General features: G+C 36.5%; 9 protein-coding genes. All 9 read right to left on the reverse strand.

From position 1 onward, the window contains the following. Positions 1 to 100: 100 nt before the first annotated feature. A complete protein-coding gene (locus tag YQ22_RS14390; RefSeq protein WP_071341739.1) occupies positions 101 to 853 on the reverse strand; it encodes a shikimate dehydrogenase family protein in 753 nt (250 codons plus the stop codon). Continuing rightward, a complete protein-coding gene (locus tag YQ22_RS14395; protein ID WP_071341740.1) occupies positions 825 to 1,844 on the reverse strand; it encodes a DUF368 domain-containing protein in 1,020 nt (339 codons plus the stop codon). Before YQ22_RS14395 ends, YQ22_RS14390 begins: the two co-directional genes overlap by 29 nt. 13 nt (positions 1,845 to 1,857) lie before the next feature. After that, the gene (locus YQ22_RS14400; protein ID WP_071341741.1) at positions 1,858 to 2,772 is read right to left on the reverse strand and encodes a DUF368 domain-containing protein; all 915 of its coding nucleotides are present in this window, start codon (positions 2,770 to 2,772) and stop codon (positions 1,858 to 1,860) included. A gap of 17 nt (positions 2,773 to 2,789) precedes the next feature. Beyond that, on the reverse strand, positions 2,790 to 4,193 hold the full coding sequence (locus YQ22_RS14405) for a tetratricopeptide repeat protein (RefSeq protein WP_058103363.1): 1,404 nt from the start codon (positions 4,191 to 4,193) through the stop codon (positions 2,790 to 2,792). Positions 4,194 to 4,297: 104 nt separating this feature from the next. Next, positions 4,298 to 5,473 (reverse strand): aspartate aminotransferase family protein, encoded by a 1,176-nt coding sequence (locus YQ22_RS14410; RefSeq protein WP_071341742.1) that lies wholly within the window; start codon positions 5,471 to 5,473, stop codon positions 4,298 to 4,300. A 9-nt stretch (positions 5,474 to 5,482) separates the two neighbouring features. Beyond that, the gene (locus YQ22_RS14415; protein ID WP_442914841.1) at positions 5,483 to 7,195 is read right to left on the reverse strand and encodes an OstA-like protein; all 1,713 of its coding nucleotides are present in this window, start codon (positions 7,193 to 7,195) and stop codon (positions 5,483 to 5,485) included. A gap of 131 nt (positions 7,196 to 7,326) precedes the next feature. Then, positions 7,327 to 8,169, reverse strand: a complete 843-nt coding sequence (locus YQ22_RS14420; RefSeq protein ID WP_071341744.1) for a sugar phosphate isomerase/epimerase family protein — start codon at positions 8,167 to 8,169, stop codon at positions 7,327 to 7,329. Positions 8,170 to 8,172: 3 nt separating this feature from the next. Further along, positions 8,173 to 9,156, reverse strand: a complete 984-nt coding sequence (locus tag YQ22_RS14425) for a ThuA domain-containing protein (protein ID WP_071341745.1) — start codon at positions 9,154 to 9,156, stop codon at positions 8,173 to 8,175. Positions 9,157 to 9,176: 20 nt separating this feature from the next. Beyond that, positions 9,177 to 12,335, reverse strand: a complete 3,159-nt coding sequence (locus YQ22_RS14430) for a PVC-type heme-binding CxxCH protein (RefSeq protein ID WP_071341746.1) — start codon at positions 12,333 to 12,335, stop codon at positions 9,177 to 9,179. Positions 12,336 to 12,378: the final 43 nt, after the last annotated feature.

The raw sequence follows: 12,378 nt of genomic DNA on the forward strand, positions 1-12,378 counted from the left end.
AAAGAATTGATTACTCTTTTTAAATCTATTACAAAACCCAATTTGATAGGAAATTTCAATAAATAGGGTCTTAAGATGGTTGGTGAAGTGAATACGGTACTTATTTATTCCAGATTTCCCAAGATTTTTCAGCTTGATATTCTAGCATGTTGTAACCATTACAAATGGTTGCACCATTTGTTTTGCCGGCTGTTAAGAATGCTGTTTCTTCAGGATTGTAAATGAGATCGAACAACAAATGTTCTTCGTTGATTTTTCTGTAGGGTATATTTGGTTTTTTTTCAATGTCGGGAAATGTGCCTACGGGAGAACAATTAATGATCAACGTATGTTCTTCTATAATATCATCCGTCAATTCATCATAGGTGAATCCATTATTTTTACCACTTCTGGAGACAAAAGAATAGGTGATATCTAATTCTTCAAGAACGTAGGCTATAGCTTTAGAAGCCCCGCCCGTACCTAAAATCAATCCTTTTTGATGGTGCTTTTTTAAATGTGGTTCCAGTGATTTTTTAAATCCATATGCATCTGTATTAAAGCCTTTAAGACCTTCTTTACTGACTTTTATGGTGTTCACTGCACCAATTTTTTTAGCTGCGGGATCAATGTCGTTTAAAAAATCCATGACCTCTTCTTTGTATGGTATGGTAACGTTCAGCCCTTTTACATTTTTAGTATTCTTGAAGATTGCTGGAAAATCTGAAATTGATGATAAGTCAAAGTTTTGATAGACATGGTCATTTAAGCCCATTTCTTCAAATTTCTTTTTAAAATACCCTCTTGAAAATGAATAGGAAATATTTTTTCCTATTAAGCCATAATTAGCTTTCTGTTCTTTTGTTTTTTCCATACCAATCTAAAAGTAGCAAAATACTAATACCGATTATTATAAAGAAAATCGCGATCCAATTTTCTACAATGGTCAAATCCGGAAGAAAACGCTCATAATTCATAATTATTTGCTTTCCATTAGAATCTAAAATGAGGTTTCCGTCAAAATCTGTTTTATAAATTGTCTTTTTCCATGGCCAGACCACGCCTAATGATCCTGTAATAAAGCCAAGAATTGTTGCCGTGGTTACATGCTTGTAATGTTTTAATACATAGGTTAACAAGTGTGATAAGGTTACAAGGCCGGTTGCAGATCCCAAAGTAAAGACAGCAAGTATTTTTAATGTATGTAAACGCTCCGTATTGTTCGTAAAACTAAAATCACCGACCAATAATTCTGAAAATGTATCGTATAATGCGTTAACTGAATCTACTAATAACAATACGTAATTGCCTAGTAAGATTAATATGAAAGAACCTGATAGACCGGGTAAGGTCATACCAGAAACACTGATCATGCCACATAGAAAAATAAATAGCAGATTGTCATTTTCTTTTGCCGGACTAAGAAAACTTATAGCTATGCCTACAGTTAGGCCAATGAACGCGGCGGTAAAGGTTTTCTTTTTCCAATAGTCGAAATCTTTACCTATATAATAGATGGATCCTAGTATCATGCCAAAGAATGTGGCCCAAACGTAGAGTTCCCGTTTCACTAGAAAATAATCTAACACTTTTGAAATGCTAAAATAACTTACCAGCATACCAAAAATAAGCAGTGTTAAGAATGAGCCGTTAATATAGCGGTAGAAACTTTTAAACCTGCCATTGACAAATAGCTTAAATGCTTTTGCATTTACTTTTTGTAAAGAATAAATAAATTCTTCGTAAAAACCACCTACGAAAGCAACTATACCACCCGATACGCCAGGAACCTTATTGGCGGCGCCCATACAAAGTCCTTTAACAACCAAGAAAAATTTATCGGTAAAGGTACGGGGTGTGTTCATGTAGGTTATCGCATTACTTCTTTGAAGCGGATTTTTCCAATATAAAAATAAGGGAAAAACCGATGATGGCAGCTACGATGGCAAAAGTTAATTGATTGTCACCTTGAAAAGCAAAAGGTGAAATATTTTCATCAATTATGATTTCTTTTTTTCCAATTTGAATAATTTCTATGATGTTTTTCCAAGGCCATATTTTATTTAAAGAACCTAAAATAAAACCAGTTAACACCGCAAGTGTGGCATCTTTATAATTGGTAAACATCCATTTTAAGATTCTGGCAAAACTTAAAATACCAAAAGCAGCACCAAAAGCGAATGTAATAATAACGCCAAAATCTTTTTCATTGACAGCTTCTAAAACAGTTCTGTAAGACCCAAGTAATACTAGAATAAAGGATCCGGAAATACCGGGTAAAACCATTGCGCAAATAGCAATAGCCCCAGATAGGAAAATAAAGGGCAAGCTACCAGAACTTGCAGAAGGGGGTAGGGTCGTAATATAAAATGCACTTGCAGTTCCTACAATAAACAGTACAATGGCAAGTATATTCCATTTTTTAATGGATTTTGCAACGAATATAACACTTGCTAAAACCAAGCCAAAGAAGAAAGACCATGTTGGTATAGGGTGCTCTTCTAAAAGCCAGGCAATTATTTTTGATAAAGAGAAAATACTGATCATCATACCTATGACCAAGGCCAAAAGAAAGTTGCCGTTCAATTTCTCCCAAAAACTTTTAAAGCCTTCTTCCTTTAAAACCTTTAGAGTAGTTAGGTTGACGTTGTTGATAGAGGTGATGAACTCTTCGTAAATACCTGTAACAAAAGCTATTGTGCCTCCAGATACCCCAGGTACCAGTTCGGCAATGCCCATTGCCATTCCTTTTAAAGAAATTACGGTATAATCTTTAAGTTTTCTATTTTCCATATGGTGTAGAACCTTTTCTACTTGGTTTTATTGTATTTTTTTACAATTTCCTGGGTCCATTCAGATTTGCCATATTGAGGAAAATTTTCAGTGAACAGGTGAAGTTTTTTCTGTTTTATATCAATCTTTAAAGCATCCATTAGCATAATTCGTGCGTTTATAGGATCATTTGCCAATAGTAGATAACCTACAGATCTATACAACAATTTTAAGCTTTCAGGGTAAAATTCCCTTCCTTGGGAAAGTATTTGAACAGCAGCTTCGGTTTCACCGTTGATTCTTACGACCTCTGCCCATTTAAGCCAAGTATCCAATTCGTAATTGCCTAAATCTACGGCTTGTTTAAAAGCAAAGTCAGCTTGGTCGTAATTCTCTAGCGCCATGTGTATTTTAGCACATTTTTTCCAATACTGTGGGTTTTCACCATCTATATTCAATGCTTTGTTAATATAGAATACCGCTTTTTCAAAATCTCTTTTATTGTAGTACAAATTGGTGATGGCCAACCAGCCTTTGTCCAATAAAGGATCTTCGTGAACTGTTTGGTAGAAATAATACTTGGCCATATCAGTATCCTTTAATTTTTCATAGCATTTTCCTATTCTTAAAAATGCATGTGAGGTTGGATCTTCAATGGATATGGTAGTTTCGTAGTTTTCTATAGCTTCTTTATATCTGCCTAATTTTTCAAGAACTTTGCCTTTTTCAAAATAAGCCCCAATAAAGGTATCGTCTGAAATAATGGCAAAATCATATGCGGTCAAAGCTTCACTATACATTTCTTTATAGTAATATTGTTTGCCCAATTGGTGCCAAGCAACTTCACAATATGGATTTTTTTCTAAATACCCATTTAAATATACAATGGCACCTTCATAGTCTTCTAAGAATTCAAAACAGTATACTACATTATAAAGCGATGAATAATCTTGCTCATCGAACTCTACACATTTCATGAAGCTTTCTTTGGCGCTATCAAAGTTGTCCATAAACAAATACTCCATGCCCAAAAGGCTATACACATCAAAACTATTATTGGTAATACTAAGCGCTTTTTGCAAAAGCTCTATTGCACCTTCATGATTATCCAATTTGGATAAAATATTGGCACGTTGAATATAAATTTCTTCGTTATGATTGTCAAGTAACTGCAATTCATCTAAAAGGGCTTCAGCCTTTTCCATTTGGTTTTCAAAAACCATCACCTCTACTTGAAGCAACTTAAGTTCAATAGAACCCGGATGTTGTTGTAGCCCAATTTTTATCCCCTTTTTAGCCAAGGAAATTTTACCATGGTTTAAATAGTGGTGTATAATATCTTCAAAATCTTCGGCATCAAAGAAGTAGACATCATCTGTCTTTAACATTGATTCAAATTTCGTAATTGGCTTGTCCGGTCTCTCGTTAGATTCTAACGCCATAGGCACTATTTAGTTTTACAAGATATATTAAAAGTAAGTGTTTGTAAGGGCTTTCAGCCATTGTGCCAATCTATATTATTAACAAATTAGTTAACAACATTGATTTACATAGCGTTAAGTAGCGCTAAAATAATGGCACATCCTTCTCTAATTTCCAATTCTGATATGGTCAATGGTGGAGAAATACGTACGGCCCTATTTTCAAACAATAGCCAAAATAGAATCAAATTCTTATCCTTGGCTCTTAGTACTAGTTCATTGGCCGTTTCCGGTGAATCCATAATTAGGGCCAGCATGAGACCTCTTCCTCTGACCTCTTTTATCTTTGGATGTTTTAAAAGTTCTTTAAAGAGTTGTTCTTTTTTTAACGTGTCTGCTATTAGCGAAGAATTCAGCAATACGTTCAGTGTAGCTAAGCTAGATGCCGCAATTACTGGATTGCCGCCAAATGTAGTTATATGTCCCATTTTAGGATTATCACTTAGACTGTGCATAATCTCTTTGCTTGCTGTAAAGGCACCCACAGGAAGACCAGATGCCATTCCTTTGCCAATTACAAGTATATCTGGCACACAGTTGAAATGTTCAAATGCAAACAACTTTCCCGTTCTGCCAAAACCAGGTTGTATTTCATCCAATATTAATAATGCACCAACAGCTGTACAACGATCCTTAACTTTTTTTAAATAATTGTTTTCCGGTAAAATAAAGCCGGCACCACCTTGTATGGTCTCCAATATGACACAGGCCGTTTTGGTAGTGATCTTTTCTAAATCTTTTTCGTTGTTGAATTTTATATGGTAAACATCGGGCAAGAGTGGTCGGAAAACACTTTTGCGTTCTTCAAAATCCATTAAACTTAGGCTGCCCATTGTATTGCCATGATATGCGGATTTTGCAGCAATAATTTCTGAGCGACCTGTATATCGCCGCGCCAATTTTAATGCTCCTTCAATAGCTTCCGTGCCGGAGTTCACCAGATAAGTTACCTCTAAAGGTGCAGGCAATTGTTCGGCCAATAACTTTGTGTAGTCGGTTGCCGGTGATTGTGCATACTCACCATACACCATAACATGCATGTATTTTTCAACTTGATGTTTAATGGCTTCCACTACTTTGGGGTGACAATGCCCAAGTGTACAAGCGGAAACACCGGCCACAAAGTCTAAATGTGCATTACCTGCGGTATCATAAATATAACTGCCATTTGCATATGATACCTCCATACCTAAAGGATACGGAGAGGTTTGTGCTTGGTATTTTAAAAAGTCCTTGTTCATGTGAAATATTTATTTCACCTTTTTAGGTTTTACAGATTTTTTGGGATCTGTTGCTTTGTCTTGCGCAGGTATGTTGTTGATAGGGTCAGATTCGTTTTGACTACGTTGCTGTTCTTCTGCATCAATATCAATGGGGTTGTCTATACCATTAATGACCACGAGTTTCAAGTTATTATCGTCTTCATCAAATATATCTTCTTTGGTTAGTATGCGCTCATCGCCACGCCATACAAATCCTTTTAATATTCTACTGTTTTCCGGTAAATCTTTTTCGGGGAAGATATCGCCATCTGGATCGGTGTAAAAGGTCAGATCTTCTATATCATTATCTACCATGGTGATTCTGATTTTACTGCAGACCGTTTTGTCAATTCCAATAAGTTCATCATCATCGTTATACATATAATATACCACCTCTGTATTTTGAACCAGATCAATTAGTTTTAGCTCGTTATCAATGAACTTGCCGAACAAATTAATTCCTTTAGCTTGATTGTAGCCTGTCATGCTTACACTGTCTAAAGAAATTATAAAGGCGTTCTTTAGTACTTTTAAAGAATCTAGCTTTTCGGTTTCCAAGTTCGATTTTAAATGAATACTATCGCCTGTCATCTGGTTGGCACCGTTCCAAATAATTGGGTTTTTTATCAATTGAGTAATGCCTGTCTTTTCCTCGGAATGAATACTGTCGCACTTACCGCTCAAATCTGTTTTGTAAAATTTTGCATTTCTAAACGCTCTTAGTACTCGATCTTCTGGTTTGCCGGTGACCATTAAGGTATCTCCATGTACATACAGCGAATCTCTTTCTTGAACGGAGATAGAAACGGCTCTCTTGGTAGCGAAAACAGAATCTTTAGCTTTGAACACCTCTGCGTAATGGGCTCTGATAATACCTTTGTTAATAGTATCTGTTACGGTAATGTTATTGGTGGCCGAAGCAAATTCTTGTACTTTGTTGAAGTATACACTATCACCTTCAATAATACGATTGTTATAATCTATACGCGTGTTTTTGATGCCATAGCCGGTTTCTATCTTGGTATCGTAAAATCCTCTTTCACAATAAATTTTATACGTTTCTCCGTTTATGGTCGACGGCCCGTACATGTAAGCATTTTTAGAAGTTGTATAGTAATCTAGCTGTTCAGAATCTAAAGTGTATTCCGGGTTTTGAACATGAACACTATCTAAGAACTGATACTTTTTGAGTTCCATAAAATACTTGCCAATTTTACTGGACAATGTATTTGCGGAATCAACTACAGTACCATTATCTTGATAAAATGCTTCTTGTTTTTCACGATCTAAGCGAAGGGTATCTGTTCTTAACGTCATGTCAGAATTAGTAAGAACTACATTACCCCAAGCCTTAGCCAGTTTTACATCGCCCAAATAATTGATTTTTTTACTGGTCATTTTTATGGAGTCACCCTGTTTTAAAATGACATTGCCAATAGCTTCTAAACGGTTTTCTAATTGGTAGTAAATTGCTACATCGCACCACAGATCGGCACCTTGGTGTTCAAATTGTACTTGGCGTGTATCTTTACTGAATATAGAGGCGCCTGGGTATTCAGCTTCGTTTTTAGTGAAGTTGGCACCGTAAACAATATTAATTTGCTTGGGTTCTTCTTCATTGCCATCTTGCTGGGCAACACCAAAAAAAGAACAGGCAAAGAACAAAAGAACAACTGAATAAATCTTTTTCAACCTAAAAATTTTTTCAAAAATAGGATATTTTAAAAGAGCCTTACCATGGTTAAGATACTTTTGACATTTACTTGTGCAAAAGTGACATCTATACAAAGCAATTTATACCGTGTTATTATTTAAAAAATCCAGGTCAGAAATTATATCATTTTTAAAACACCTCTTATGTATCCTACAGATTCTGACAGTCCATAAATGGCGTGGTTGGCGTCTTTTTCATATTCTACAGCAACAATACCGGCATAATTAATCTTCTTTAAAGTACTTAAAATGGCAGGTAAGTCTATTTTGCCGTGGCCTAAAATGGTTTTTTGACCTTTTTCTATTGGCGCATCTATATCCTTTATATGGACATCAAATAATTTATCTTGATATTTTATAAGTTCTTCTGCCGGGTCAAGTCCTAGCCTAAAAGTATGACCAACATCTATGCATAGACCTATTCTGGAATCTAAGCCCTTAATTTTTTCATAGACACTTTTTGGGGAGGGAAAAACTACATCCTCCGGACCGTGATTGTGTATGGCCAATTTGATACCCGTCTCTTTTACCTTTTGCTCTACCAATGGTAATAAATCATGTTCCGGTGCTCCAATAATCATAGGCAAACCTGCATTATCAGCATAATTGAAATAGGTTTCCACATCATCAGGTGATTTCATATAAATGACCCCACCGCCATATAAATTGAGTCCCCTTGCAGTAACTTTTTCACGTATAAAGGTGAGTTCTTTCTTGTTTGCTTCGTATGGTAAATGAAAACTTTTAAACGCTACATCTTTTAACCCTAAGCGCTCTGTGATATCTATGAGTTCATCTAAGCTATATTTTCTAAGTGTATAGGAAGCCAACCCAATGTTAAGTTGAAGATCGGTATTGTTTGCTGTTTTTTTACTGTTTGAGTTAGCTGTAAAAGATGCAGTACCTAGTGCCAAAGCTCCTAATCCACTGGTTTTGATGAAATTTTTTCGTGATAAAGCCATACTTTAAAAATTGGTTAATGGTTTTTGATTCTTTTTAAATTTCTGCCCAAAGCCCGAGTTGTTTGGTTCAAACGGCTCATCTAATGTTACATTTACTCCTTCCTTCGGGATATTGTCCTCTTTGCCTAACGCCCAATAAATTCCGTTCATGGCAATTTTGCGCATTACGGGAAGTTTAAAATCATAAGGGTGACCAAGGGTAGTGAAGAATACTCTTGCAGGTTTGCCAGAAGTGCCAGTATAGTTTTTTGTCCAAGCAACGGGGTTGTCCAAAGAAAATTGATCTAGTTTGCCATTCATTTCGTGTTGAGATTTGGTGGAATGACCCATTAAAATAGGTTTACTATCGCCCTGCAATTTCCAATCTCCGCCATCAACATGGTATAACCATGAATATGCTTCAAATTCAGAAAAGCCGTTTAAAATTGGATTATCATTTTTACCTTCTTTAATTGAAATATCCGTGACAGGAAATTTACCATCATCAAAGTGACCATGGTGCGTAATCCATTGTTGCCCAAAAACTTTTGCAGGCCATTCTTCATTATATGTTGTTAAAGTAGCGTCATTATCATATTTAAATGCATGGGTAGTGGTTCTAAAACCCACAATTGGTTTGCCCGATTCTACATAATTGGTTATGTAATCTAGTTCTTTTTTAGGTAGGTTTCTAAAACGTATGAATACGACCATTAAATCAGCAGTTTCCAAAGCTTCTAATCCTTCAATATGGTCAGTTCTGTTAGGGTCAATAAATCCTGAGCTGTCAATAGAATAGGCAATGGAGACTTTTGCGCCTAATTCTCTCTTTGCCAATTTTGCCAACATAGGAAACGTTTCCTCTGACCTGTACTCTTCCTCGCCAGTGACAAAAACAATGTGTGGAGCTTTAATTTCTTCTGAAATGATTTCTTTTTTACTTTTTGTTTTTTCACCACAAGCTATTAATATGGTCAAAATTAGTAATGTAGCATATTTCAATTTCATACGGTCTCTATTTAATTGTATCAGTTCATAGGATGCTCTTGTAACAACTCGTCTGCGGTATAGAACTTATTACGGTCTTTAGTGGCTTCCCTAATTTCTTTTACCTTGTCAGGATCGATGACCGATGCTTTATTGCCAAATGAATTTCTAACATACGTAAGTACGGCAGCAATTTCATCATCATTTAATAGCCCCTTGAAAGCCATCATGGGTACTTGACCTTTGTAATGGTTGCCCATGATATTCATTGGTCCGTAAAGTCCGTGAAGGGCTAATTTTATCAATCTTTCTTCATTGCCCAAAACCCATTCTTGCCCCACTAGTGTTGGGTAACCAGCCTTTTGTAATCCGGTACCGCTTTCTTGATGACAAGTTATACAGTAACCCTCGGTTTCATATATTTTTTTTCCTTTGGCAAAAACTTCTAAATCTTCACCCTTTAAATGTGATGCTAATAATTCTTCTTTATTAGTTTTTAGGAAGATACCTGTTAATCTGGTTTCCGCAAAATTGAATGCATCGGTCATCCATTCATCTAGTGGATGTTGTTTTGCGACTTCTAGAATTTCCATTCCTTCAGATTTTGGCAACCATGATGCTGCTGTTATAGCTTCTAACCTAACTCTACCGTGGGAGTCATTTGCAGCACTCTTCAGTAATTCTTGTGCATTGTTCAATTGATGCCCCATATACCTCGTGACCCTAACTGCGGCAGATCGTACTCTGTGGTCCTTAGATTTTAACAATGACTCCAGTAATGGTTGGTCTACCTTGTTCATTCCCCAAGATACCCACAAACCCTCTAACCTATGATGTTCATAATTGGGGTCGTTCTTATCTAAGCTGGTAATCCAAATTTTTAAATAGTCCAATACCTCTGTCGCATTTCTTCCCCTTAATTCCCTACGGGTTCTATAGCGTGTTCTATATTCTGGCAATTTTAAATTCTCAAAAAGTTGGGATATTGTTGCGCCATCAATTTGTGCAGGTATTATCAAAGGTCTAGAAGGGTAAGTAATCCTATAAATTCTGCCGTGAACATGGTCACGTAATGGGTCACGGGCATTGTGTTGCATGTGTCCAATTAATACATTGTGCCAATCTACTAGATAAAGTGACCCATCTGGAGCAAATTCTAGCTCAACCGGTCTAAAATTAGGATCAGTGCTTGTTATTAAATCTTGTCGGTGTTTGGTGGTATAACCCGTACCATCTTCTAACATTCGGTGTTGTTTTAATCCTAAGAAGCCAATGGAATTGGCTAGTAACATATCGCCCTGTATTTCTTCCGGAAAGTGGCTACTTGAAACAAATTCCAGACCAGAAGTTGGTCTTACACGATGTGCTTCTTCGATCAACTCTTCCGTTAACGGTGATGATATTCCGTAGATGGGCTTTAAAGAACTGGGCATCATCCAATTTACTTTAGGGCCAGAGGTATGCAAAAAGAAATCTTGCCCCCAATCATCAAAAGCAATACCCCACGGATTAGGAACAGGCACTTGTAAGGTTCGCTCCAAATGTTTACGCTGTGGATTATATCTATAAAACCCACCGTTGGTAGCACGGACCGGACCGTATGAGGTTTCTACGTTGGTATGAAGAAATAGCCCCTCTGACATATAAAAAGCGCCAGAAGGGTCTGCACAAAAAGCAGAAATGGCATGATGGGTGTCATGATCATCAAATCCGCTTAGTATAGTTTCTATCGTATCAGCTTTATCGTCACCATCAGTGTCTTTAAATAATTTTAGGGTAGTGCCTTGGCTTACATAAACACCTTCCGCAGAGAACTCAAATCCAATGGGTAAATGTAAGTTCTCGGCAAATACAGTTTCCTTATCCGCTTTGCCATCGTTATCGGTATCTTCTAAAATAATAATCTTGTCGTTTGGCTTGGCATCGCCCGGTCTGTAATGTGGGTAAGAGGGTAGGGTAGCAACCCATAAACGACCTTTGTTATCAAAGGAAATTTGTGCAGGATTTGCCAAATTGGTGAATTCCTTTTCCGAGGCAAACAATTCTACTTTATAGCCCTTTGGTACGGTCAATGTTTTTAGAGCTTCTTCTCCGTATTTGTAATGAATAGCATCTCCTTCGCTTAAATTATAATTGCTTGTTACTGGGGGCAATTTGCTTGTTAATGCATCTGCAGCTTTAAGGTTGTATGTATTTCCCTGTGCTGCCGCCCAGATAGCAGTATCTCTGATCGCTGTTAATTCTCTTGTTTTTCTTATTTCATACGGATAATTGTCTGGTCCGTAGGGTGCGTGTCTTCTGCCAAAAACATGCACGCCATTGGGTATCTTATAATCATTGTGCCAATAGAAATTCTTTTCTAGAACAGCTTCTTTAATTGCTACTTTCGTATTTTCTTGCTTTACGGAAGTATTGCCGGTAAGTTGATCAGCTAAGAATTTGGCAAAAGTTTCATAGCCTACTTTATTCATTTGTGAGCCGTCAATGGTGAAATCATCATTGGTATTTTTAAACCATTTTTTAGATGCTTCAAAAACGTTAATAAAAGGTATGTTGTTTGCTTTTGCAACTTCGCTCATTGCAGCAGTATATAAATTTAGATTCTTATTCTCTAATTGACCATTAGGGACATCTATATGGTCTGATAAGTCTTCAAAAGCAATGGGGGAAATCAATACCAATTGCGGTGTAGTAGTACCATTATAGCGTTGTTTTAATGAATGCTTTATAAATGCATCTAATTCTTTTTTGTAATTATCTAAACCTTCAGCGCCTTCAAATGATTCATTGTAACCAAAAAAGGCCAGGACAATATCAGCTTTAAGACGAGTTAACCATTCGTCTGGCGTTTCAAACTCTCCTTCACTTCCAGAATTTTGTGCAAGTTCTGTTTGAAAATTCTCTGCACCGGGAAAAGCCCATGGGGAAACGCGACCAGAATGTGGTCTAAAGCCTGGGGTGTCTCCGGCATCGCACATATTTCTTATAAAAAGTGAATCTGTAGGATAACGCAAATGTAATTCTGTTTCTAAGCTTCCATACTCCATCATTCTAGATCCCAAGTTATTTCCTATAAGGACAATTGAAGAATGCGGTTTTATGTCAATTATTGGAGGAGTACTTTCTTTACAGCTTTCAAGGATAAGAATGCCTATGAACAGTAGAATACATCTAAAGATGATATTAAAGATTTTTGACATTGATGAAAAGGTTGGTGGTGGTATGTTCTTTTAAAGATAGGTA

This window comes from Maribacter sp. 1_2014MBL_MicDiv, from assembly GCF_001865655.1.
Classification (GTDB): Bacteria; Bacteroidota; Bacteroidia; order Flavobacteriales; family Flavobacteriaceae; genus Maribacter; species Maribacter dokdonensis.